Annotated in this window: 21 protein-coding genes; 10 read left to right on the plus strand and 11 right to left on the minus strand. The window is 37.5% G+C overall.

Annotated elements, in window-relative coordinates:
- Positions 1 to 21: 21 nt before the first annotated feature.
- From EWU23_RS12045 to EWU23_RS12075, 7 genes are all read left to right on the plus strand, one after another.
- Positions 22 to 1,779, plus strand: a complete 1,758-nt coding sequence (locus tag EWU23_RS12045) for a DUF885 domain-containing protein (RefSeq protein ID WP_166232527.1) — start codon at positions 22 to 24, stop codon at positions 1,777 to 1,779.
- Positions 1,780 to 1,808: 29 nt separating this feature from the next.
- Positions 1,809 to 3,581, plus strand: coding sequence for a DUF885 domain-containing protein (locus tag EWU23_RS12050; protein ID WP_166232529.1), 1,773 nt, complete (start codon positions 1,809 to 1,811; stop codon positions 3,579 to 3,581).
- A 6-nt stretch (positions 3,582 to 3,587) separates the two neighbouring features.
- Positions 3,588 to 4,559, plus strand: a complete 972-nt coding sequence (locus EWU23_RS12055) for a GSCFA domain-containing protein (protein ID WP_166232531.1) — start codon at positions 3,588 to 3,590, stop codon at positions 4,557 to 4,559.
- Between the two features lie 63 nt (positions 4,560 to 4,622).
- Positions 4,623 to 5,705, plus strand: coding sequence for an Mrp/NBP35 family ATP-binding protein (locus EWU23_RS12060; protein WP_166232533.1), 1,083 nt, complete (start codon positions 4,623 to 4,625; stop codon positions 5,703 to 5,705).
- A 3-nt stretch (positions 5,706 to 5,708) separates the two neighbouring features.
- Entirely contained in the window at positions 5,709 to 5,963 is a 255-nt protein-coding gene (locus EWU23_RS12065) for a NifU family protein (protein WP_166232535.1), read from the plus strand.
- 5 nt (positions 5,964 to 5,968) lie between these two features.
- Complete coding sequence (locus EWU23_RS12070; protein WP_166232537.1) at positions 5,969 to 7,687, plus strand: D-alanine--D-alanine ligase family protein; 1,719 nt, start codon at positions 5,969 to 5,971, stop codon at positions 7,685 to 7,687.
- Positions 7,688 to 7,691: 4 nt separating this feature from the next.
- Entirely contained in the window at positions 7,692 to 8,210 is a 519-nt protein-coding gene (locus tag EWU23_RS12075) for a YfiT family bacillithiol transferase (RefSeq protein ID WP_166232539.1), read from the plus strand.
- A gap of 17 nt (positions 8,211 to 8,227) precedes the next feature.
- On the opposite strand, the gene EWU23_RS12080 is transcribed toward EWU23_RS12075, so the two are convergent.
- The 7 genes from EWU23_RS12080 to EWU23_RS12105 form a co-directional block, all read right to left on the minus strand.
- Positions 8,228 to 9,169 (minus strand): SPFH domain-containing protein, encoded by a 942-nt coding sequence (locus EWU23_RS12080; RefSeq protein WP_166232541.1) that lies wholly within the window; start codon positions 9,167 to 9,169, stop codon positions 8,228 to 8,230.
- Positions 9,170 to 9,285: 116 nt separating this feature from the next.
- On the minus strand, positions 9,286 to 9,876 hold the full coding sequence (locus tag EWU23_RS12085) for a hypothetical protein (protein WP_166232543.1): 591 nt from the start codon (positions 9,874 to 9,876) through the stop codon (positions 9,286 to 9,288).
- A 142-nt stretch (positions 9,877 to 10,018) separates the two neighbouring features.
- Positions 10,019 to 10,261 (minus strand): hypothetical protein, encoded by a 243-nt coding sequence (locus tag EWU23_RS12090; RefSeq protein WP_166232545.1) that lies wholly within the window; start codon positions 10,259 to 10,261, stop codon positions 10,019 to 10,021.
- Between the two features lie 64 nt (positions 10,262 to 10,325).
- Positions 10,326 to 10,895 carry an SHOCT domain-containing protein gene (locus EWU23_RS12095; RefSeq protein ID WP_166232547.1) on the minus strand — a complete coding sequence of 190 codons (570 nt, stop codon included), beginning with the start codon at positions 10,893 to 10,895 and terminating at the stop codon, positions 10,326 to 10,328.
- 153 nt (positions 10,896 to 11,048) lie between these two features.
- Positions 11,049 to 11,180, minus strand: coding sequence for a hypothetical protein (locus EWU23_RS14175; RefSeq protein ID WP_262495135.1), 132 nt, complete (start codon positions 11,178 to 11,180; stop codon positions 11,049 to 11,051).
- Positions 11,180 to 11,656, minus strand: coding sequence for a SixA phosphatase family protein (locus EWU23_RS12100; protein WP_166232550.1), 477 nt, complete (start codon positions 11,654 to 11,656; stop codon positions 11,180 to 11,182). The genes EWU23_RS14175 and EWU23_RS12100 overlap by 1 nt, the downstream gene beginning before the upstream one ends.
- Entirely contained in the window at positions 11,653 to 12,156 is a 504-nt protein-coding gene (locus EWU23_RS12105; RefSeq protein WP_166232552.1) for a gamma carbonic anhydrase family protein, read from the minus strand. Before EWU23_RS12105 ends, EWU23_RS12100 begins: the two co-directional genes overlap by 4 nt.
- 784 nt (positions 12,157 to 12,940) lie before the next feature.
- On the opposite strand from EWU23_RS12105, the gene EWU23_RS12110 reads away from it, so the two are divergent.
- Both EWU23_RS12110 and udk read left to right on the plus strand, forming a co-directional pair.
- Positions 12,941 to 13,477, plus strand: coding sequence for a class I SAM-dependent methyltransferase (locus EWU23_RS12110; RefSeq protein WP_166232554.1), 537 nt, complete (start codon positions 12,941 to 12,943; stop codon positions 13,475 to 13,477).
- 67 nt (positions 13,478 to 13,544) lie between these two features.
- A complete protein-coding gene (udk, locus tag EWU23_RS12115; RefSeq protein ID WP_166232556.1) occupies positions 13,545 to 14,174 on the plus strand; it encodes a uridine kinase in 630 nt (209 codons plus the stop codon).
- On the opposite strand, the gene nadB is transcribed toward udk, so the two are convergent.
- Positions 14,160 to 15,743 carry an L-aspartate oxidase gene (nadB, locus tag EWU23_RS12120; RefSeq protein ID WP_166232558.1) on the minus strand — a complete coding sequence of 528 codons (1,584 nt, stop codon included), beginning with the start codon at positions 15,741 to 15,743 and terminating at the stop codon, positions 14,160 to 14,162. The genes udk and nadB overlap by 15 nt on opposite strands.
- Before the next feature lie 111 nt (positions 15,744 to 15,854).
- On the opposite strand from nadB, the gene EWU23_RS12125 reads away from it, so the two are divergent.
- Positions 15,855 to 16,796, plus strand: a complete 942-nt coding sequence (locus tag EWU23_RS12125; RefSeq protein ID WP_166232560.1) for a hypothetical protein — start codon at positions 15,855 to 15,857, stop codon at positions 16,794 to 16,796.
- Between the two features lie 313 nt (positions 16,797 to 17,109).
- Here EWU23_RS12125 and EWU23_RS12130 read toward each other — a convergent pair whose 3' ends face one another.
- The 3 genes from EWU23_RS12130 to EWU23_RS12140 all read right to left on the minus strand — a co-directional run bounded on the left by EWU23_RS12130 (position 17,110) and on the right by EWU23_RS12140 (position 24,023).
- Entirely contained in the window at positions 17,110 to 17,481 is a 372-nt protein-coding gene (locus EWU23_RS12130) for a CPBP family intramembrane glutamic endopeptidase (RefSeq protein ID WP_205753176.1), read from the minus strand.
- Between the two features lie 344 nt (positions 17,482 to 17,825).
- Positions 17,826 to 18,971 (minus strand): hypothetical protein, encoded by a 1,146-nt coding sequence (locus tag EWU23_RS12135; RefSeq protein WP_166232564.1) that lies wholly within the window; start codon positions 18,969 to 18,971, stop codon positions 17,826 to 17,828.
- A 588-nt stretch (positions 18,972 to 19,559) separates the two neighbouring features.
- Positions 19,560 to 24,023 (minus strand): translocation/assembly module TamB domain-containing protein, encoded by a 4,464-nt coding sequence (locus EWU23_RS12140; protein WP_166232566.1) that lies wholly within the window; start codon positions 24,021 to 24,023, stop codon positions 19,560 to 19,562.
- Positions 24,024 to 24,058: the final 35 nt, after the last annotated feature.

Below are 24,058 nucleotides of genomic sequence, written 5' to 3' on the forward strand. Positions count from 1 at the left end.
ACCAATCCTTCCATCAGCAACATGAAAAAATATTTCCTCTTCCTTTCCCTAACAACTTTAGTCTGTTTTCAATCTTTAGCTCAGGCTCCTAATGTTGCTTTAAACCAATTGACAGATTCATTCTATGAAAATCAAATTCAAATGAATCCCATTTCCGCCACTCAAAATGGAGATAATCGATTCAATGATCAATTGACTTTTGATTTTACGGACGATTATCGGGCTAAACAAAAAGCATTTTCGCTAAAGACTTTAGCCAGCTTAAAAAGTATCCCAGTAAAGGACTTGAATGAAAACGACCGACTGAGTTATGAAATTCTAAAAAATGCGCTGGAACTAAACCTAGAAGGATTAACATTCCCAGAAAATCACATCCCTCTCAATCAATTTCAAGGATTTCATTTAACCTTTGCCCAATTAGGCTCTGGATCGGTTGTTCAACCCTTTAAAACCGTCAAAGACTATGCCAATTGGGAAAAAAGAATGCATTTAGGCGCCGCTTGTTTAGACAGTAGTATCGTCTATTTCAAAAAAGGGTTAAAGGCAAATTATGTTTTGCCCAAAGCTTTGGTCCTTAAATTAATCGGACAATTAGAATCCTTTGACAAATCAGATATCACCCAAAGTACTTTTTATGGACCTTTGAAAAACTTCCCAGCGAGTTTTAGCCCAGCAGAAAAAAATCAATTTATTACATCCTATTCATCCATTATTCAGCAGGAAATCATTCCTGCCTACCGTCGATTAGCTGTTTTTATCAAAAACGAATATTTACCGAAAGCCCGTGCTACATCTGGTGCACAAGGACTACCCAATGCTGCAAGGTTTTATCAATACAAAATCCGACAAATGACCACGACCAACATGTCGGCCAACGAAATCCATGCCATAGGACTGAAAGAAGTGAAACGCATTCAAGAAGAGATGGAAAAAACCAAAAAGTCGGTGGGCTTTTCTGGCGACCTAAAAGCATTCTTTCATTTTATAGAAAACGATCCACAATTTATGCCTTTCAAAACGGAAGCTGAGGTTATTGAGGGCTTTTATGCCATTTATCGGAGAATGGAAAATAAGGTAAAAGGCATGTTTGGTGTGATCCCTAAAACCCGATTTGAGGTGCGAGCAACCGAGGCTTTCCGTGCTGCCAGTGCCGCTGCTCAATACAATCCGGGTTTAGCGGATGGATCTAGACCGGGCATTTTTTATGTGCCTATTTTGGATGCTACTAAATTCAACAATAGTGGGATGGAAAGCTTATTCCTCCATGAAGCCATTCCAGGCCACCATTATCAAGTGAGCTTGCAAAGAGAAAATGCCAGCATCCCAGCCTTTCGCCGCTTTGGATTCAATGCTGCTTATGGTGAAGGCTGGGGTTTATATGCAGAAAGTCTAGGGAAAGACTTAGGTTTATATACTGATCCATACCAATATATGGGAGCTTTAGGACACGAAATTCACCGTGCCATTCGTTTGGTAGTGGATACCGGTATCCATTCCAAAAACATGAGCCGAGAAGAAGCGATTGAATACATGATGGCCAATGAACCCATTAGTCTTCAAAAAGCCACCGCCGAAATTGAGCGCTATATGACCTATACAGGACAAGCCCTTTCCTACAAAATTGGTGAATTGAAAATCAAAGAAATTAGAGCGCGCATCGAGAAAAAACTGGGTAAAAAATTCAACCTCAGTCAATTTCATGATGAACTCCTAAAAGATGGGCGCTTACCATTAGATCTACTATCAGAAAAAATGGATCGCTGGGCCAATAAACAATAAAGTAATCAAAAAAAATAAACCATAATTCAATGAAAAAATTAATCACTTTACTGGCATTGTTCCTATTTTGGGGCTGCCAAAACAAAGAAAATACGGCAACGATGCCCAGCCATGATGCCCTTGGAAAATTAGTTGATACATACTATGAAGATCAACTAAAACTAAACCCTGTCAATGCCACGGTAAACGGCGACAATCGTTACAATGATCAATTAACTTTTGATTTCACAGACAGTCACCGTGCCAAACTAAAAGACCTTTATCAAAAAACATTAGTACAACTGGAGGGAATTGATCGTGAAACATTGAATGATAATGATCAACTCACCTTTGATATTCTGAAACGAGAATTAAACCTAAACTTGAAGGGATTGGGCTTTAAAGATAACTACATACCACTAAATCAATTTTATAGCTTCCATTTAATTTTCGCACAATTAGGCAGCGGCTCTGTCATACAGCCGTTCAAGAACGTGAAAGATTATGATAATTGGCTGAAAAGAATGGAATTAGGCGCTGTTTATTTAGATAGCACTCAAACCTATTTTAGAAAGGGAATGGCCAACAAATTTGTATTGCCTAAAATTTTAGTGGAAAAAATGATTGGTCAATTGGAATCCTTTGCGACCAAAGACATCACTAAAAGTACCTTTTATGGACCTATTACCAATCTTCCCAAAAACTTCTCAGCTGAAGATAAAAAAAGGTTAACGGCAGCTTATACCTTAGTCATTCAAAATCAAGTAATTCCCGCCTACGAAAGAATAGCAGCATTCTTAAAAAAGGAATATTTGCCTGTAGCTCGAACAAGCGCTGGGATCAGTGAAGTGCCAGACGGGCAAGCTTATTATACCTATTTGATTGAAACAATGACCACAACAAAAAAACCTGCGGAAGAAATCTACCAAATGGGTTTGAAGGAAGTCAAACGTATTCAATCTGAAATGATTCGAATCAAAAACACCGTTGGGTTCAAAGGCGATTTACCTGCATTTTTTGAGTACATGAAAAATGATCCAAAATTTTATCCATACCAAAAACCAGAAGAAGTATTGGCTGCCTTCCATGCTATTCATAAAAAAATGGAGCCTAAATTGATGGAAATGTTTGCTAACAAACCTAAGACGCCCTTTGAAATCAGGCAAACTGAAGCATTCAGAGCCGCCAGCGCTAGTGCCGAATATTTCGCAGGTTCAGAAGATGGGACTCGTCCAGGTATCTTTTATGTTCCCATATTAGATGCCAAAAATTTCAACTACTCCAGTGGGATGGAAAGCTTATTTTTACACGAAGCCATTCCTGGTCATCACTATCAAATTAGTTTACAACAAGAAAATAAATCAATCCCTAAATACCGAAGATTTGGGGGCAATTCAGCTTATGCAGAAGGATGGGCCTTGTATACCGAAAGTCTAGGAAAAGAATTAGGCCTTTATACAGACCCTTATCAGTACATGGGTGCTTTAGGAGATGAAATGCACCGAGCTATCCGACTAGTAGTAGATGTTGGAATTCATGCTAAAAAAATGACTCGAGAAGAAGCGATTGACTACATGATGGCGAATGAACAGATCAGTATGCAAGGCGCTACAGCAGAAATAGAACGTTATATGGTCATTCCAGCTCAAGCTTTAAGCTATAAAATAGGCGCCTTAAAAATCCGAGAAATTAGAGAAAAAGCTAAAACCCAATTGGCGGATAAATTTAATCTAGCGAAATTTCATGATGAAATACTTAAGGACGGTAATATGCCCTTAGAGGTGTTAGAGGCTAAAATGGATCGTTGGGTACAAAAGCAATAATCATTCATGCTGTTTACTACTTCATTTTCCATCCCAGAATCCTCCCATAAATGGGAGCCTGATACGCAAGCACTCAGTATAGGCTCATGCTTTGCCGAAAACATGGGCAAAAGGATGGAAAATTTACCTATAAATATCATCAACCAACCTTTTGGAACTCTTTTTCATCCTAATGCTATCCTAAAAGCCCTTCAAACAGACAAGCTTTCTCCGATAGAATTAGTCAATCAGCAGGGAATATGGTTACACCCAGATTATCATTCTAGTCTATGTGCCACTGACCCTTCTGATTTGATGGAGCTGATTCAGCAGCGACAACAGATCGTTAAAAAAAGCTTGGGCCAAAGCCAGTTTTTACTCATTACTTGGGGAACAGCCTATTACTATTGGGATAAAAAATTAAAAAGACCCATTGCCAATTGCCATAAACAAGCGGCAAATTCCTTTGAAAAACGAATATCCACCCTGGATGAAATCATCACCCCTTACCAGGAGTTTATTCAAAAAATAAGCAAGAAAAACCCTGAGCTCCGCATCATATTGACAGTTTCCCCAGTCCGCCATACCAAAGACGGCATACCAGAAAATGCTGTCTCAAAAGCCCTGCTTCGTTTGGCCGCTGAAGCCTTGAAAAATAAGCATCCTCAAGTAGACTATTTCCCTGCTTATGAAATCATGATGGATGAATTACGTGATTATCGATTTTATGCTGCTGACATGATTCATCCCAATGACATGGCAGAGGAATACATTTGGCAAAAATTCACAGAAAGCTATTTCAGTAAGGAATTATTGAGCATTGAGAAAAAATGGAAAGCCGCATTCCAAACCATACATCATCAATTTCACCCAGCCAAAAAAGCACTTTATGTACAAAGTTTAGAACAATATAAAATCGAATTTTCAAGCCCTTCCCTCAGCTATGATACGAGCAAAATAGTACAAGCCATCCAAGCTCGAATTTTATCAATTAGTTAATTTTGAAAGGCAAACAAAGGTGAAAATACCTTATATTTGAGGTTTGATAGAGATAAAGCATTCATGGGAGAATTAAGCGTAAGTAAAGAAATCATTTTAGGTGCCTTAAGTACCGTTCAAGAACCCGATTTGAAAAAAGATTTGGTCACTTTGGGCATGATTAAAGATGTGGAATTAGGCATTGGTGAAGTTCGTTTCACCGTAGTGTTAACTACTCCTGCCTGCCCTTTAAAAGAAAAAATCAGACAAGATTGTGAGGAAGCGATCCACCGTTTGGTGCATCCTGACCTAAAAATAACCATCAACATGACGGCAGAAGTGACTAGTTTAACTTCTTCCGACCCATTGATTCCCGGTGTAAAAAATGTGATTGCTATAGCTTCTGGTAAAGGAGGAGTAGGTAAATCAACGGTAACGGCCAACCTGGCTATGGCATTAAAACAAAGCGGTGCTAAGGTCGGAATTTTAGATGCAGATATTTCAGGACCCTCCATACCTGTGATGTTCGGTGCGGAGGAATTACAGCCATTGGTTCAAGAGGTTAACGGTAAAAACCGTATTCAACCCATCATGCAATATGGCATTAAGATGATTTCCATGGGCTTCTTAGCCCCTAGTGATAGTCCGGTGCCTTGGCGAGGTCCCATGATGACTCAGGCTTTACGCCAGTTTTTTGGAGATACGAACTGGGATGAACTAGATTATTTATTGATTGACCTTCCTCCAGGAACTTCTGACATTCACTTAACCTTGGTGCAATTGATTAAATTGACAGGTGCGGTGATTGTTACCACGCCACAAAAAGTAGCCCTTTCGGATGCCACCAAAGGTTTGCAATTTTTCAACCAAGCAGGCATCAATGTACCCATTTTAGGTTTAGTAGAAAATATGGCCTATTTTACACCGGCTGAATTACCTGATAATAAGTATTATTTATTTGGTAAAGATGGAGGTAAAAAATTGGCAGAAAAATATAAAGTACCCTTCTTAGGAGAAGTTCCTTTAATTCAAGCCATCCGTGAAGCGGGGGATGAAGGAAAGCCTATTGCAGCCACAGAAGGTCCAAGTGCCACGGCATTTGCGACCATTGCCGCTAATTTAGCCCAACAAATTGCTATTAGAAACGCTTCTACGCCACGTCAATAATCCATGGAAAACCATCCTCTATACTCGAAAGTACAAGCAGCCCTTGATTCCATACGGCCCTACCTCATTGCCGACGGTGGAAATGTGGAAATCATTGAGATTACGGAAGACAATCGCCTAAAGCTTAATTTACTAGGTGCCTGCAAGTCTTGCAACATGTCTGCCATGACATTTAAAGCCGGTGTAGAAGAGGCCATTCGCCGAGAAGTTCCCGAAATCACATTCGTAGAAGAGTTAAGTCAAACCGTACAATCTTAAGTTGCATGATGCGCATTGGTATATTTTTTGGGGGGCCGGCTCGTGAACGTGAAATTAGTTTTGCTGGTGGAAAAACTGCCATGGCACACATCAATAAAGCCCTTTTTCAGCCTGTACCTGTTTTTGTGGATAGTTTGGGGAATTTCATTTTGATCCAAGAAGAACTGATTCATGCCAGCTCTATTCGGGATTTTTTCCCTCCTAAACGATTTCAAGACGATATTTTCTCGGTGTATATTGAATCTTTGAGGGATTTATCGCAACCAGCATACCAACAAATTATTTCGGAAATTGGGCAGCTTATACAGCCTCATGAATTCTCTCAGTACTTTGATTTTGCATTCCTAGCCATGCATGGGCCTGCTGCTGAAGATGGCAGTATTCAAGGATTATTGGAATGGTTTGGCATGCCTTATTCAGGACCTGGATTATTGGGGTCTTCCATTGGTATCGACAAAGCCAAACAAAATGATTGGCTAAAAAAGAGTGTTGGATTGGACAAAAAGTACTTTGTCCTTCAGCGAGAAGACTACGAGAAATACGGTAGAGAAACACTTTTTGAACAAGTAAAAAAAGAAATTGGTATTCCTTTTGTAGCCAAAGCTCCCCACCAAGGCTCTTCCATTGGTTTAGCCTTTGTCAAAAAAGACTCTTTGGAGGATTTCGACAATGCCATCAAGAAATGCTTATTTATCCAAGAGATTTACCGAGAAGATTGGTTGAATTTGACGGAAGAAGATAAATTAGTTTTATTACAAAAAATGGTGAACCTAGACGAAGGAATAGGTTTCCCTGTTCGATTTAATCACCAAAACTATCAGCATCCTGCCGATTTACTCGCCAGTTTGCAAGAGTATTTCAAATTAAGTGTCACCAAGGCAAGCATACATTCTATCCATTCGGAAGATGCCATTTTATTGGAATCTTTTGTCCATGGAAATGAATTCAGTTGCGGCGTCATTCAAAGTCCCAAAGGACGAACCGTTGCCTTACCTCCTACCGAAATTGTCATCGATGAATCCGTAGAAGTGTTTGATTTCAATGCCAAATACAAATCGAAAGCTACGCGCAAACGCATTCCTATGGATGCTAGCTTAGCTGACTTGCAGCAAATCCAAAAAATGGTTTGTCAGGCATTCAATGATTTAGGCTTTGGGGTATGTACCCGAATTGATGGGTTCTTGTCTGATGATGGTGTCGTGGTTTTACATGACCCGAATACCATTCCGGGCATGTCGCCTAGCTCATTGATTTTCAAACAAATGGCCGAAATTGGTTTGACAATAACCGATTCGATCACTTATTTCATTCGTCAATCCTTACGAGAGAGAATGCGCACAGGTAAGAATTACCATGCCATTCGCAAGCAGTTGGAAGCACTGGATTCGGAAATCAAATCAGAACTAGAGGCACAAAGACAACAAGAGAAAATTATCTTAGAAATTAGAGGAAATAATTCGACTGAACTAGAAGCCAGTTTTGAAGCAGTAAAAAAACAAGCGCATGCTTTATCAGCTTCAGGCAAACAAGCTTTTCAGGTTCAAACACCTGTTATTTTAGAAGAAGGGGAAATTTTGATTACAATCAATATTGCTCAATGGAACAAAGATTCTGCTGCAGAAATGCTGGAATCTATCTCCAAAGGAGTACATCCATTGATCGCACAAACGCATCAATTAGCACAGGAAATTACGGAGTTTTACACCAACATTAAAACGGCTTAATCTTATGGAAATCAACCCATTGCAATATCCCATTGGAAAATTTGCAGCTCCTGAAACGATCACTCCAGAAATTCGAAAAGCTTGGATACAGACATTAGCTGAATTTCCAGAAAAACTAAAACAAGCAGTAGCTAGCATGTCGGATGAAACCTTAGCGAAACATTACCGTCTTGGTGGATGGACAGCGCGTCAAGTGATTCATCACGTCAATGACAGCCACATGAATTCATTTATTCGATTCAAATTGGCGCTAACGGAAGAAAATCCTATCATCAAACCATACTCAGAAGCAGATTGGGCGAATTTACCAGATGGTAACGAAGCTCCCATCGAATGGTCCTTGGAAGGAATCAAATACGTTCACTTACGTTGGGTGTATTTATTAAACACCTTACAAGAATCTGATTGGAAAAAGGCCTATATCAACCCAGAAAGAGGCATTACCTATCCATTAGACCGAGCCTTGGGTATCTACGCTTGGCATTGCGACCATCATTTGGCACATGTTTTATCGGTGAAATAGCGAAAAGAAAGAGCGTATTAACTCTCTTTCTTTTTGTTTTGTTTGATAGTTTGCAACTGGTTGACACTCATCATTTGCTGCATGGTTCTTTGCATATTATCGGCAGAACCATCTAAGAAAATCACGTTTCCGTTCGACTGCTCTCCAAATTGTTTGATGGCTTCCGTCCACATGGAAAACAAAATCACCGAAGTATCTAAATTTGCCTGCTGCATTTCTCGGGCGGCATCCGTCATCCCTTTGGCTACTTCTTGACGGAAAAGGGCAACACCTTGACCACGCAATTGAGCTGCTTCTCGCTCCGCATTGGCAGAAATTTTGATGGCATTACCTTCTGCCTCAGCCGCTTTAGTTTTGGTAATCAATAGGGCTTGACCTTCATTTTCAGCAGCGGCTTTTAAGTTATTGGAAGCTACGACTTGGCTCATGGATTTTAGAATGACCTCGTCAAAAGTGATGTCATTTAATTGTAAATCTTGTAAGTGATAGCCCCATTCTTCCATGACTTGGTCGATTTGGTCTTTCACATAAGAAACAATTTCCTTGCGTAAACTTAAGATTTCACTTTGACGTTTAGTGGCCACAAAGGAACGAATGGAGCCTTCTACCGTTCTGACCAAAGTTTGCATGAGGCTTTGGGCATCAATGAATTTATAGGCCACATTTTTGATGGTTTCTTCTTCTTGGTTGATGACCGAATACAGCAACATGGATTTAAAGTACACATTGGCTTGGTCAATGGTGATCGCCTGAAATTCCAATTCTATGGAGCGATTTTGGATAGAAATGACTTTGTAGACACTTTCTATCAGCGGAATTTTAAAGTTCAAACCTGGATGAAGGATGCGCTGGTACTTACCAAACATGGATATAACGGCAATATTACCTTGTTGGACAGTCACTAAACTAAAGAATATCAGCACGATGCCAATGATTCCAAAAATGAGTAAAGTAGTCATGGTTATTTAGGGGGATTATAATTTACAAAAACAGCTTAAACTAGGGATTTTCCCCGATGATACTGGGCAATAAATGATGAATGGTTTTGGGGTTAGGGAGATGGGCGAGTGGCTTTTTATAATTTTCTCGTTTCTACAATTTCCTTTATTTCCATCAAAATAATTCCTAAATCGGCTACTTTTCTATCCTTACTAAGGATATCTTCAGAAACTTCTACAGAAGGAGTATAGACCATTCCATTTACATAATTTTTAAAATCCCCTTTTAAAAATTTTTTAAATTTTCCTTTAACCAAATAGGTTTTCCCATTCTGAATCATTTTAATTTTCTCTGGAGATATCAGACCAATTATATCAAAATTTGTATTTTGTAAAATATTATTAAAATCCAAAGAATCACTTTTGATATAATGCGAAATGAATATAGCGGCATATTTCCCTTTTTCATACTCATTTATTTCCCCCAGTTCAAGTGGGAAATCCTCGAGAATCCCGTTTTCAATTTGATTTTGTATCTCTATTTTAAACTTTTCATTTATCTCTTTATGAATAATATCATTTTGATTCCAATTAGGGTTGCTTTCGAAAAATCCATTTAAAAATACTTCAAGTTTGATTTCTTTTCTCTTAATAATTTTAGATTCATTACAGCTGTAAATTATTATTGAAATCAGTATAATGCTTAAAAACTTGTAACTTATTTTCATATCTAATTTATAATTTAATTGACATATTGATACAATATATATAACAAGTCTAAAACTCGTGTAAAAATCAGAATAACTAGAAAATCAAATTTCTTTTACGTTTAGTGAATTTTCAACCCCATTTTTTTGTCATATGAGATTTCTAATCTTTGCCTTCAATATAATCACCATCGATAGATTCAACATTTTTCCAAACCCAGTCGCACATTTGACGAGTATTTGATAATTCAGGGGAACCCAATAATCTTGCTATTGGCTTAGCCATTTTAAGTTCATATACTTGATATTCATAATTATTCAAATGGTTATCCCAATATCGATGCACCATATAAGTTCTTCCACTTTTGTCTTGATACTGTCTTACAAAGAATTTTGGTGTTGGCATATAATCAATCAGATAAAATATATTTGCATTTGTTTGTAAATACTTTTGTCAAAGTAAAGCGCACTTACTTTGAAAGTAATTTTTTCTTAAGAGCATCATATTCCTCCTTTGTTAAAACTCCATCATCCAGAAGCTTTTTGAGTTTAGCTAATTCATCACCAATGCTTAATTCATGCTTAATTTCAACAACAGTTCCATTTGATTTATTTGGTCTATATTTTTCTGGAACTACTACCTCCCCAAATGCAATTGCACTTTCTATATCACATTCATAATTAACTATATTACCTCCCCCTAATATAAGGTAATAAGTAAAACCTCTTTTTTTCGTTCCTTCTTTTCTGAATTTTTTAACTTTAAAAAGATGTCCATTCCACTTTCTTCCAACAGCACCTTGTGAAGGAGCTCCTGCCGTCAACCATGATGTAGTCGAAATTGTAATGTACTTAAAATCTCCATTGGGTAATGATCCCGAACCTAATTTTAAGTCTTGGCCTTCATAAATTTTATATCCACTTAAAGTATACAAAGTGTCATTTTCAATTTTGGGCAATTCTGTTTCTTGAGCAAATGAATTAAAAGAAGTCAAAAAAATGAATATTGCTAACAGCAGAAATTTAAAAGTCATTTTCATTAAATATATTTTAGATGTTTCCCAAATCTATTTAAAAATGATTTATAAAAATCTACTTCTAGTATTTTATTTCCATTTACAGATTTTTATTAAGTTTTAACCAAGTAAATTATGAACAAATTAGACAATGCTTACAATCACTAAACAAAATCCCTACCTCCCCTTCTCTACCTTCTTCTTATTCCAAGGAGCCGTGGTATTTTTAGCCATATCAATCGCTAAGGCCACCATCAATAGCGTGAACAGAATGAGTACCCAACGGAAAATTTTCTGATTTTTATTCATTATACCACCTGTGGATTAAAATGAAAGACTAGATCACCCGCTCCTTTACTTAACTCAACAGGTGAGTCTGCATACTGAAAACGCAAATAACAACAGCCACCCGTTTCCATTTGAATCAAAGTCCCAGAATAATAGGATGCCACATAAGAAATAGAAGGGTTATGTGCCACCAAATAAATCACCGGTCTACTTTGCTTTTCTATCATGTTGACATAATCTGGGCCAGAGGCTTGATACCAACAAGCATCCAAATTCAATGGTCCCACAATCCCCAGTTCACTTCGCAAGGCAGTGGCTGTTTCCATGGTTCTTTTGGTATCCGAACATAACCACAAACCAGAAGGTAAATGAACCGATTTGAACTTTTGGGCCAATAAACTAACCTCCTCCATTCCTTGCAAGGATAATGGACGCTCTTTGTCGGGCTGATCGTAGGGTCCTGAATGAGCATGACGTATTAATATGAGATCAATCATGATTCAAAATCTGCTTGAGTGATGAGTGGATATTCGCCTTTCGCATGTTTTTCTCCCATGTTAATGTAATGGGGTGGACCGTATTTTAATCGCTCTATCTGCGATTCATTCAGTGTTTTTACCACTTTGGCAGGTGTCCCTAAGACTAAAGAATAATCGGGTATTTCCATCCCTTCCGTCACCAAGGCATGTGCCCCAATCAAACAGTACTTACCTATTTTAGCCCGGTTTAAGACTGTGGCATGCATGCCTATCAAACTCCCCTCTCCTACTTCTGCTCCATGTACAATAGCCGAATGTCCAACGGTCACAAATTTCCCCAAAATGGTTTTATCTCCCTCATCAGCATGTAATACGGCATTATCCTGCACATTACAACCTTCCCCCAAATGAATTTCTTCTACATCTGCTCGGATGACAGCTCCATACCAAATCGACACGTCGGGTGAAATAAAAACTCTGCCCATTACTGAGGCTGTTGGTGCAATGAATATCGCCATAGGAGATTATGTAGGTTTAAATATAGCTACTTCCGAAAATTACTGATTAATTTCTGTCTTTCCATTTCCTTTAGTATTTTCTGTTATTTGAAAATAGGAAAAACCCTTTAGGTCGTCTAACGGTTGAGATTCTGTCTTGTCCTGATATAGGTTGACAGTTTTTAGGACGACTCAGCTGGTAGTTATCGAACATTAATATTTTGGATTTTCCGATATGTATTTATTGAAGCAATACATGTTATTTTATATCGCACTCTACTTTAATGCGATTACTTAGGTATTTCTTTTTTTTAAAAAAAAGAAATACCGTAAAATTGGATTTTAAGTGATGTTATTTATGAGCTGATTCAAAAGAACTATAATCACACCATTTACCATGGCCTTTAATTTTTATAAAAAGAAAGACTTTGGAGGTTTTGAAACTGCTAAATTTTTATTTAAGATGTATTATTAATAAACCCAAAGTCAACCTATTTCAGGACAAGACCACATTTAGCTTTAAAAATGAAAAAGCCAGTTGATTTATATGCAGCTTAATTTATATTTACAATGAATTATTAATAAACCCAACTTTCAACCTATATCAGGACAAGGTATTCTACATTTTACAATACTAGGTTGATCCCAACAAAAGATTGAAAAGGAAATTATAAAGTATAAATGAATGTGGCGCCATTCTACAATCTAAATTCCCCCTAATCCCTAATAACTAAACCCTAATCACTATATTTCTACATTCTACATTTCCACAATAACTACTAATTATTTTCCTTTTCTTTGATGCATGAAACAATTGTTCGAGCATTTTTCCTGGAAGCCATCTGACACCTTACTTTCCTTAGGTTGTGGGTCTGCTTGGTGGGAAGTAAATCTCTTGCTGCATCGGCCTTGTCGGGAAATCATTCTTGTTGACCCCAATACCCAAATATTGAGCATGGAAGCGGTACAAGAAAGTATTGATTACTTCGAAAAAAAACAATCCTTATCCTTTTCCATTCAAGTCCAAATTTTCCATAAACCCATTGCTCAGCTTCCCATTGCCCCCCAAAGCATTGATGGTATTTTCGTATTCAATGCCTGGCATGAATTAACCCCTTTGGAAGAAATTCTTCCAGCTTTGAAACGTATAGTAAAACCCGGCGGATGGATTTTATTAGAGGAAGAATTGTCCCTTAATCATCGTCGTATCCATGAAGGATGTGCCAAAGACCTGTACTTTCAAGAAGAAATAGACCTTCAAATGGCTCGAATACAATTTCAAATCAGTCAAAAACTAGTCAAGGAGAAGCAGACCTTTTACTTAAAATACGTAAATCGCTGAAAACCTGTCTTTTTTTGAGGTATAATTAAATGCTTTTCGCAAATTTGTATTCGAATTCGCTACATCAATGACCCCAACCAACGAAAGACCCTATATCATCGGAATCACCGGTGGAAGTGCCTCAGGAAAAACGCTGTTTTTGCAAAAACTCATGGCCCAGTTCCCTTCCGAAGAAATCTGTCTTTTATCTCAAGATAATTATTACCGTCCCAAGCAAGACCAAACCAAAGACGAAAATGGTATTGAGAATTTTGATTTACCAGGTGCCATTGATGATGAAGCTTTTGCCAAAGACGTAGAGAAACTGCGGTCAGGCGAAATTGTGACACGGGAAGAATACACCTTCAATAACTCGACTAAGATCCCCAATATCCTACATTTTTACCCACGCAAAATTTTGGTAGTAGAAGGCATTTTTGTTTTCCATTTTCCGGAAGTAGCCAAACTGTTGGACTTGAAAATATTCATTGACGCACAAAACAAAATTAAATTGAAACGTCGAATCAAGCGGGATAACGAAGAAAGAGGGTATGATTTACAGGATGTGATGTACCGCTGGAAATACCACGTAAAACCGACTTATGAAGAATTCATTCGCCCACATAAAAAGAGCTGCGACATTGTTATCCCGAACAATATCCATTTTGAAAAAGGACTTGAAGTGATTGTTCACTACCTAAAATCACGCACTAAGTAAGTCCAAATTATAGTGCAATCCCTTATTTTCTCTTTGCGCACGAGCATGCTTGATGATCAAATAAGCCACATTAATCATGTTTCTTAATTCACACAGTGGCACTGTGATTTTGGATTGTTTGTACAATTCTTCGTGTTCCAAATAGATTAACTCTAAACGGTCATAAGCCCGTTTTAAACGTCGATCCGTACGGACAATTCCTACGTAATTACTCATGATCGACTCCAGTTCTCGAGTCATCTCTGTCACCAAAACCATTTCCTCTGGATTTCGGGTACCATCGTCATTCCAATGAGGTATACCTGCTGGGATGGTTTGTGTACCGAATTCACCAATGGATTTTTCAAAGGCGCGATGTGCATATACAATGGCTTCTAATAGGGAATTAGAGGCTAAACGGTTGGCACCATGCAAACCTGTATGCGAACATTCTCCAGCGGCATATAGGTGCTCGATATTGGTTTGGCTATATTCATTAACAATGATCCCACCACATAAATAATGCTGGCATGGTACCACAGGAATCATTTCTTGCGACATATCTATCCCCAGATGATCCAAACAATAGTGGTAAATCATAGGAAAATGAGCGATTATTTCTTCTTTGGGAATATGCCGAGTATCTAAGTAAACATGATCAGTACCATTTTTCTTCATTTCTGAATCGATGGCCCTAGCCACAATATCCCGAGGGGCTAAAGAAAGACGTTCATCGTACTTTTCCATGAAGGTTGATCCATCCAGATTTTTCAATATCCCGCCATGTCCACGGACAGCTTCCGATATCAAGAAATTAGGTTTTTTCCCTGGTTGATACAAAGCCGTTGGATGAAACTGGATGTATTGCATCCCTTTCACAAAACCTTTAGCCCGATAAGCCATCGCTATCCCATCTCCAGTGGCAATGGTCGGGTTGGTGGTAGATTGATATACTTGACCAATCCCTCCGGTGGCCATTAAGGTCGTTTTCCCAATAAAGGTTTCTACTTTTTTGGTTTTCTTATTTAAGACATATACCCCAAAACATTTTTTATGGGGGGTATCTTTGGTCACCTTATCCCCTAAATGATGTTGGGTAATAAGATCAACAGCAAAATAATGCGTGAAAAAATCCACTGAGGCAAAAGACTTGACTTTTTCCAATAAAGCCCGCTCTATTTCATTGCCTGTGGAATCTTTGTAATGTAAAATGCGCTTATCGGAGTGTCCCCCTTCTTTGACTAAATCAAAACTTCCATCTGATTTACGGTCAAAGTCGGTTCCGTATGAAATTAACTCTTTCAGCCGCTCAGGAGCTTCTTTTACCACCAATTCCACCACCTTAGGATCGCTTTCAAAGTCGCCAGCTACTAAGGTATCATGTATGTGTTTCTCGAAAGAATCTTGATTATCCCAAACGGCGGCAATTCCACCTTGAGCGTATTTGGTATTGGTTTCTTCGGCAACCGTTTTGGTAATTAAAGCAATTTTGATGGGGATTTGTTTATCCTGGAAGTATTGGGCTACCTTAACTGTGTAGGATAAACCAGCGATTCCAGAACCCACCACAATAAAGTCATACGTAGGCATATTCATGTCTTTCAGAGGCGCAAATTAACCAAAAGCCTATTTAAAAGAAAATATTGAATATTAATGTTAAATTTGCGAGGAATTAAACCCTTAAATAAACATTTGAAGCAAATGGAAACCTCCAACAACACCTCAAAGATTGCCTTGATTGTATTGGCTGTATTAACTGCTGTGCTTGGCGTCTTATATTTTCGTTCCAACCAATTGACACAAGAACAGGCCGTCAATATTGAAGAAAAAGCCACTGAATTAGCGAATACGCGCATGAAATTGGATTCCATTTCTACTCAATTGGATGCCAAGATTGAAGAAATCAAAGCATTAGGTGGGCAAGTAAGTGATTTAGAAGCATTGAAGGTCCAATTAGAGCAAGATAAAAGCTCTTTGAAGAAAGCGAACCACGCCACCATTGCCTCTTACGATGCGAAAATCAAAGAATACGATTTAGTATTGACGCAGAAAGATGCAGACATTATAGAATTGAAAAAGCAAAATGGTATTTTGACGGAGAACAACCAAGTGTTGACAACTCAAAACCAAACCTTGAATACCGAAAATACGGGCCTTAAAACGGAGAACAAAACCTTAGTAGATACTTTATCTGAAGTAACGGAAAAGAACAAGGAATTAGCCAGAAAAGTAAGTATTGCCGCTGCACTAAAAGCACAAAGCTTACGTGTATTGTCGGTTAGTAGTAAAGGTAAAGAAGCTGAGAAATCTCGTTTCAATGGTAAGAAAATTGAGAAGTTGAAAATCACGTTCAACTTAGCTAGCAACCCAATTACTAAATTAGAAAACAAAACCGTTTTCGTTCGTGTATTAGATGCCGAAGGAGCTATCGTATCTGACGAGGCTGCAGGATCAGGCAAGTTTACTCATGATGGAAAAGAAATGGTCTATACGGCTAAGCAAGTGGTGACCTATTCCAACAATAACCAGACAGTCGATGTGTTCTATTCTCGTGGTGGTGTGGCTTATAAACCAGGTAAATATACCATTGAATTATATTCAGAAGGCTTCGCGATTGGAACGGGTGGATTTGAGGTGAAATAGGAAAATAGGTATTAGTAATTATACATTAAATGAAGGAACTGCGCGAGTGGTTCCTTTTTTTAATGTAGAATGAAAAGTGTAAAATGTAGAATGGGGGTTTATAACTTTCCATAATGCTGTTCGTAAAACACCAGGATAATCCCTAAAAATGGTGCGTTTAGTGCTAGCACAATACGAATCAATTTATCAATGGGGGAATAATACCTTGATTTTAATGTGACAATTGTAGCTATAACCAGTGCCATTAAATACAGCACAATAAAGGATAAAACTACAGCAGGGAATAGACCTAATAATTGGATGAACGAAGTACTCATATGAATAAGAAATGTATACTAGTGGGAATTAAATTCCAACAAGCATGGATTAAAAAAGTCAAAATAAAAGCCTTGTTAGCATCAAATTCCTTTTTGGTAAAATAATAAACCATAGCTAATACGATACCTGAATCAAATACCAAAAAAGGATAATAAGGATCATTGAAATAATGAGCTGCAGCAAACATGATGCTTGAAATACCGATGGATAATATTCCACATATACGTTCAGAGAACGTAGAAAATATACGTTGACAAACGTTAATAATTAACCATTGACATAACCAAGTTTCTATAAAAGGTCCAACAAATACACTTAACAACAAGAAAGCTGAATCCAACTTATATAGAGCAAAAAAACTATTCATTCGATACCTCAGTACGAACTCAAGGTAAAATAAAATGGATCCAGAAATTAGAAAATGTAGAGGGGAAAAATAGGTAAGAATAAACCAAATCCTTAGCCCATACAATGGCTTACCTTGATATATCTCCACCCATTGATACAATTTATTCTTCAACATAAAAGCTAAATCTGGCTTAAATATTGACTAATTATTCTTAAAAAAACTTGCGAAAACTCAAGAAATTTGTATTAAAAAATGTCATGGGTTAAAAAATAATGCACCTTCCATATGAAGGAAATTCAATTCCTAAGGCTTTTCTTTTTTTGAGGCACCACTCGAAAAGTGTGTAAATAAAATATAGCAAGTTATGATTTCTTGTAAAATTTAGAATGAATAAATTCTAAAAAAACCACTTCTTCCTTATTTAATCTTTTTTCCTTTGTTCCTTCATGTGCCCATAAATTTCTATAAGAATTAAAATTTGAAATCCATTGAAGTTTTTCACTTTTACTATTAAACCCTTTACTTATATCAATTGAAAATTCTTTTTCGAATGTTACAAATTCATTTGTTGAAATATCTGGTTTTTTAATCCAGTTCTTTTCTATAATTGTTTTATAATCATTTATATTAAACATGTCCTTCCAATCAACAGCCTCTTTTGAAATTCCTTCTTTATAATTTCTTTCATCCTCTTGTAGTGCTCGTTCAACACATTCCCGTTTTATACTACCTATTTCTAATTCCCAATTCTCACCAAATAATGCTTGTAACTTACTTAAAGTTGACTTTTTAATGAATTTTTCAATTTCAACACCCAATTTTCTGCCATGATTTTGAAGATCATCATTTTGTCTTTCTTTCCAATCTTCAAGATCTTTAGGACTATACAACTGCTCTACTTTGTTTACTAAACTTTGAAAAAAACGTAACCATTTTACATTTGCTCCCGCTCCTAATAACTCTAATTGCCTTTTCTCTTCTTCTGGACTTAGATTTAAAATTTGTTCACATAGTATACCTAAATAATATTTAATAAAATTAAATCTTTCTTCTGGTGAAGATTCTCTTGAAATTTTGCCTGAATCAATTAAATATGTATTCAAACTCCCTATTAGACATATAAAAGCATAAGTCCCCCTATTAGACAATATGAAATATTTCTCTTTGTTATAAATTTCACTATAATTAGTCTCAACAAAATCATAGCTCAATGATATTAGTTTTTCAATATTTCCTTTTGCACGATCCATTTCTTCCAAATGATTTAGATTTAATGGATTATACATTGAATATTTGTGAGACTCCTCAGAAAATTTATTTCCAGAAACTTTTGGTAATAACCCCGAACTCAAAAGTGCATCAGAAAAAGGCTTAAAAGTCAAATTTGAAGTATCCTCTCCAATTGAAATTTTATTATAAAGAGGACTACTACTTTTATTTCCCAATGCTCTAATTATTGAAGACCTTAGAGCTTTAATTCTTGAATCTGCTTTTGTTGAATTAAGCAATTCGACATGTTCTAAATGGCATGTCGAATTGTTGATAAAAAGTATCTTCGATTCGCTTTAATCAGAGTATATAGGATGTTTTAAGTTACAATTGGTGGGATTGTAGAACCCGTTGATTTGTAGTTCGACATAACATATGTCGAACAGCGGTTCAAAAAACGATACATCACATTTTCTACATTCTACATTGAACGGTTAATCCTAACGAAAGATTGGAACGAAGCTTGAGCGAAGCGGCAGGCGGATATTTGACCCTGCGCATAGGCCATGTACGATGGCGTCAAAGATTAAAGCTGTAAGCGAAGAGACAATCGGTTCTGAGAAGCAGAATTCGTCTTAGGATTAACCATATTTCCTCTGTTTATTTTGTTTCTTTTTTTATAAAAAAAAGAAATACCATATGAATTAAATCTTCGGTAAAGCTATTTTGTAGGACTCTTTCTTGTTGTTTCAAAATAACACTTCGTTTCAGCATATACTTAGGCCTTTCTTTTTTTTATCGTTCAGCAAAGGCGGAAAGGAAATTGTAAATGATGAATTATAAATGATAAATGGATTCCATTCCTAATTCTCCATTCTACATTAATTTCACTTCCCAAATAGCTTATTAAAGCTTCGGTTATACAACAAACTAGCTCCTATCGTTTGATTAATTTGGTAGGAGTTTAAAGACCCAAGAAGGGTGGTTTGCACGTTGCGGTTATAGGTCTTTAAGCGAAGAGATCCATCTCGTTTCACAAAATATTCCAAGGCCCAGTCGCCCAGTAAGATCAAAGGACTCGTCTGATTTCGGGCATCAGTGAAGCCCCCACTTCGGGTAATGCGTAAGCGGTCATTCACATTATACGAAGCCCGTAATTGTAAATTAGATAAGATATCTTGATTCAAATTCCCACCTCCTAAATACACATCGATGTTCAAATCCTTATTGATTTGAGAGGCCAAATTACTCAATTGATTAGAAAGCATTTCGGTAAAATTACCTACTAAACTACCCAAGGCAATACCACTGCCTCCAAAGGGTGAGACCAATTGTCCGAACAATAGGACATTGGAAACTTGTCGGGTTAGCTCCTGCTCATCCGTCTTAATGCGATTGGTAAAGGCCGTAACGGCACCATTTAAGTGAACATCTTTGGGATAATCCCGTATGCCTATATCAAAGGAAATATTGGGTGATAATAAGCGATTTTGCAAGCTGATGGTCACATCCACAGGATAGCGTCTTTTGAACTCAGGTAAGTTGGATTTATTCGTCGTATCCAATAATATCGGGAATAGAGAGGCGTACTGGGTATAGATGGCTTTGATATTCACATTGGCCTCCAAAGGATCGCCTGTCCAAGAAATCTTAGAGCCTCGCTGAATGGCAAATCGCTTATTGATTAAATTTTGCAGGGTAAAAGTATAGTCCCCTTGGTCAATGGCATAGTCGCCAATCATTCTAAACTGCCCCTTTTTGTCCAAGGTCATATTGATATTTCCTGTACCATAAATCCGCATCAAATCCCCCTTCTTTTTATCGATTTGCACCTCGCCATAAGCTTCAGGAGTGAAGGCCAAATCCAAATCTAAACTGATACCACCCTCCTTTAATTTGGAAGTCAGTTGCTGGTTCACCGCATTAATATCTACCTGCAAGGACTTACTAAAAAACTCATAATCCTCCTCGTTTTCCGTGCTACTTTCGCGGTCTAAAGGAATATACAATCTAGTACCTTTTTCACTTTTCAAGTGAGCGGTAATCAATAAATCATGCAATGCTCCATGGATGGAAATAGGCCCAGAGGTATAACCTGTCCCATAATAAAAGGAAGTAGGATCACGCTGAGTATTCAACAATTTGAAACGATTTAACGTAGCCTCAATATTCATTTCAAATGGGCTACCTACGGGAAAAACAAAGTTGGCATTCAGCTTGGCCGAATTACCCTCTGGGTCTGAAATCTTCCAATTTCGACCAATGATTTGTCGGGTTTTAAACTCCACTGTATCTGAAAAAGCCATGCTAGTTTTTAGGTAATCGAAGAATAATTTAGCTTTCTGAAGCACTATTTTCCCTTCTATATCCGGATCATTTAAGGTTCCTCTAACCTTTAATTTACCCGATGCATCTCCTGCTAATCCAGAAAATACGCCTTGGGTAAAGGGCTCCAATATACTGAGGTTGGTCTTATTCAACTCCGCTGTGATATCCAGCTTATTTCTCGTTTCAAAGGGTTTATAGGTCCCATCTACCTCCACTACGGACTCGCCCAAACGATTTAAATGGTAGTTCAAATCCATCGTTTTCAAATCCGCATTGTAGGTTCCTACGCCTTGCAAGTTACCTATGTAAAACGTATTCAGATGTAGGGAATCTACCAGTAGCCAAGTATCTAAACGGGTATGCTGATACCAATCTTGAATGTTGATTTCAGCATTCAACTCTCCTTGTACTTTCAAGGAAAACAATGGTGCTAAGGTGCCTAATTGAAACTTATTAGCCCTTAGGCGTAAGGTCTCTGTGGAGTCCATGGATAAGCTTCCTTGCAAAGCAATAGACTGTTTTTGATTCGAAATCAAGAAATGTTCGGCATGCAACTCCTTGCCTTGAATGGATATTTTATTCTCTGGGTCTACCGCCCAATCTTGTCCTAAAATACGTAAGTAAGTATCCTTAAAACGAAGCGATAAACCATCTTTTTCAAAGCGCCAAACACCTCCCAAATGCGCAGCATTGTCATCTCCTTGTTGCTTAAAATCCAACTCAAAGTTGATACGATCTTGATCCCAAAGACCATCCAATTTCAAATTTTCCGTAGGAGTCAAAAAGTTCAAATGCTGCCTTCTAGATTGAAAAACCAAGCTACTGGAAACCTCTGGCCCTCCTAAAAACTTAGAACTTTGGAAGGAAAAAATGGACTGATAAAACTTATAACCACCTAAAACCAAAGTATCTGGATAGGACTCCAAACTCAGAGAAACGGATCGTCCTTTATTAACACTTCCTGAAAAAACCGTGTTCTTGGCTAAGTCGATAGTAGGAAACCAGCGAGTTAAAATAGGTTTTGCATCATGGCAAATGACCGTAAAATCGGACACATATTTCCGACTTGTCTCATGTGTTTTGGCGGCATAGTAAGCTGCTCTCTCACTCTCGTTTTTGGTGAAATACAAGGTGTATTCTTCCCACAATTGACCTAAATCTTTTTGCAATTGCGAAGGGACAAAATCCCCCTCAGCCTCCACGGAAATCAAATCAGAATTTAAGCGATAGCGACGCTTTGCCCCTTTTAAATCCGAACTAAAAGTCAACAAATGTATGGGCAAATCCATCTTCTTAGGCGTCCCTAAAATGGCTTCAGAAAAAGTGGCTTTCCCCTCTAAATCATCCAAATCATTCATGGCGATATTGACTTGAAAGTCACTGACTAACTGCATAGGAGTATCCGTAATCCGCAATCTTCCCAAATCAACATGGTCAATGCGTCCTTCCAAATTATACAGGGGTTTTTCCTGCCTTAAATTGATTTCACCACTCATTTGAGCTAGTAAATTGCTATCCTTGACAGAGACTAATCCCTTGAAAAGTTGACGCTGCAAATTCCCTTTCAAACTTACTCTACGGTAAGCATAATGTTTGATATTGATTTCAGAAACTTGGCCATCAAAATCCACTTTGGCAGAATTACTTGAAAAGCCTGATCCTTTAACTTGAGCTTCCAAATCAACTGTTCCCAAATACTCTTCCAAACTAAACAATTTACCCAGCTTAAATTTTTTCAATTTCAGTTTACCTTGGTATTTAGAAAAGGCCATAGAATCATTCAGATTCATTGTCACATCTCCTTCCAAATAACCTAAACCCGTGTTTAATTTACCGGATGTGTTGAAATCTTTATTCGTTCCTGAGAATTTCCCGCCAAAAGAAACGGGACCCAAAATATTCATTTTTTCTACGGCAGATTTCGACAAAAAGACTTGTAAATCTTGTGGGTGAAATTGGGAATTCACCATGTCAAAATTCATCACCGTTTTGTCAATTTCAGGTAAACCCTTGAAACTAAAATCCCCACGCAGCACACTTTTGCTACCAAATGCCATCTCAAAATTCTGGAGATTTAAACGGGCAACGGGACCCTCTAAATTGCCTTTCAATTTGTACATACCTTTGTATTGGTACATATCCTCCACAAACCTTCCCAAGTCTTCACCACGAATAAGGCTATTGTCAAAATGGGCTTTCATGCTGACTTTTTTGTTCCAAAACTTGAAGTCCTTAGTACTGGAATAATCGAAAACGATTTGATTTTTAATTTGGGAATCATTGAAGAATAAATTCAACTGATCAAAGCGCATTTGCTTGTCGGCATACATGAATTTAGTATCCAAAGCCTTGATATTCAATCCACTGACAGGATCCAATGCTTTAAGCCCAATAGTCTGTAAACCCAGTGTATCTCCCTGCACATAAAAATTCTTAACCTTGGCATTGATGTGCGTAAAAATCAGGTGATTCAAATCGAAATGCCTAGCCGTAGCTTCGCTCTTAATTTGTTGATCATCCAACATAAAAGAACCATCCACTACTTCGGCATCTAATATTTCAAATTTTGAACTAGGTCCTGCCACACTAGGCCCCGGATTTAACCAATGATCAATTCGAACAATAAATTCATCCAAATTCATTTTTCCTGATTTTTTTTCAAAAATCAAATGAACTTTGGGTTGATATAAGCGGGCATAATCTAGGTGAGGGTTGCTTCCTTTGAACAATATATCGGACAAATTAAAATTAACATCCAATCGTTCAATATGGATCATTTCCTTGCCCCAAGGGTCTTTGACGCGCAAACCCCAAAAACTTATTTCATCAAAAAACTTCAGTTGGATGGCGCGAACCGTGAGTGGATAGCCAATGGCTTTCTCCATTTTGGGGGCAAAATACTGGGCTAGTAAGGTTTGATTAGCGGGTACACGAAGCAATAAGACCACCATAAAAAACAACAAAAAAATCCCTACCAAACCGTAAAGAATGGATTTAGTGAAGATTTTGGTTGCTTTAATCATATTTTCTTTTCCAGAAAAACCAACGATTACGGCAT

The organism is Aquirufa beregesia (assembly GCF_011090385.1).
GTDB classification, from domain to species: domain Bacteria; phylum Bacteroidota; class Bacteroidia; order Cytophagales; family Spirosomataceae; genus Aquirufa; species Aquirufa beregesia.

Coding starts and splice junctions, on each gene's coding strand:
- EWU23_RS12060 (WP_166232533.1), top strand. CDS start 4,623: ATGGGAGAATTAAGCGTAAGTAAAGAAATCATTTTAGGTGCCTTAAGT.
- EWU23_RS12065 (WP_166232535.1), top strand. CDS start 5,709: ATGGAAAACCATCCTCTATACTCGAAAGTACAAGCAGCCCTTGATTCC.
- EWU23_RS12140 (WP_166232566.1), bottom strand. CDS start 24,023: ATGATTAAAGCAACCAAAATCTTCACTAAATCCATTCTTTACGGTTTG.
- EWU23_RS12050 (WP_166232529.1), top strand. CDS start 1,809: ATGAAAAAATTAATCACTTTACTGGCATTGTTCCTATTTTGGGGCTGC.
- EWU23_RS12090 (WP_166232545.1), bottom strand. CDS start 10,261: ATGCCAACACCAAAATTCTTTGTAAGACAGTATCAAGACAAAAGTGGA.
- EWU23_RS12110 (WP_166232554.1), top strand. CDS start 12,941: ATGAAACAATTGTTCGAGCATTTTTCCTGGAAGCCATCTGACACCTTA.
- EWU23_RS12045 (WP_166232527.1), top strand. CDS start 22: ATGAAAAAATATTTCCTCTTCCTTTCCCTAACAACTTTAGTCTGTTTT.
- EWU23_RS12130 (WP_205753176.1), bottom strand. CDS start 17,481: ATGAATAGTTTTTTTGCTCTATATAAGTTGGATTCAGCTTTCTTGTTG.
- EWU23_RS12105 (WP_166232552.1), bottom strand. CDS start 12,156: ATGGCGATATTCATTGCACCAACAGCCTCAGTAATGGGCAGAGTTTTT.
- EWU23_RS12055 (WP_166232531.1), top strand. CDS start 3,588: ATGCTGTTTACTACTTCATTTTCCATCCCAGAATCCTCCCATAAATGG.
- EWU23_RS12095 (WP_166232547.1), bottom strand. CDS start 10,895: ATGAAAATGACTTTTAAATTTCTGCTGTTAGCAATATTCATTTTTTTG.
- udk (WP_166232556.1), top strand. CDS start 13,545: ATGACCCCAACCAACGAAAGACCCTATATCATCGGAATCACCGGTGGA.
- nadB (WP_166232558.1), bottom strand. CDS start 15,743: ATGCCTACGTATGACTTTATTGTGGTGGGTTCTGGAATCGCTGGTTTA.
- EWU23_RS12085 (WP_166232543.1), bottom strand. CDS start 9,876: ATGAAAATAAGTTACAAGTTTTTAAGCATTATACTGATTTCAATAATA.
- EWU23_RS12080 (WP_166232541.1), bottom strand. CDS start 9,169: ATGACTACTTTACTCATTTTTGGAATCATTGGCATCGTGCTGATATTC.
- EWU23_RS12100 (WP_166232550.1), bottom strand. CDS start 11,656: ATGATTGATCTCATATTAATACGTCATGCTCATTCAGGACCCTACGAT.
- EWU23_RS12075 (WP_166232539.1), top strand. CDS start 7,692: ATGGAAATCAACCCATTGCAATATCCCATTGGAAAATTTGCAGCTCCT.
- EWU23_RS14175 (WP_262495135.1), bottom strand. CDS start 11,180: ATGAATAAAAATCAGAAAATTTTCCGTTGGGTACTCATTCTGTTCACG.
- EWU23_RS12125 (WP_166232560.1), top strand. CDS start 15,855: ATGGAAACCTCCAACAACACCTCAAAGATTGCCTTGATTGTATTGGCT.
- EWU23_RS12070 (WP_166232537.1), top strand. CDS start 5,969: ATGATGCGCATTGGTATATTTTTTGGGGGGCCGGCTCGTGAACGTGAA.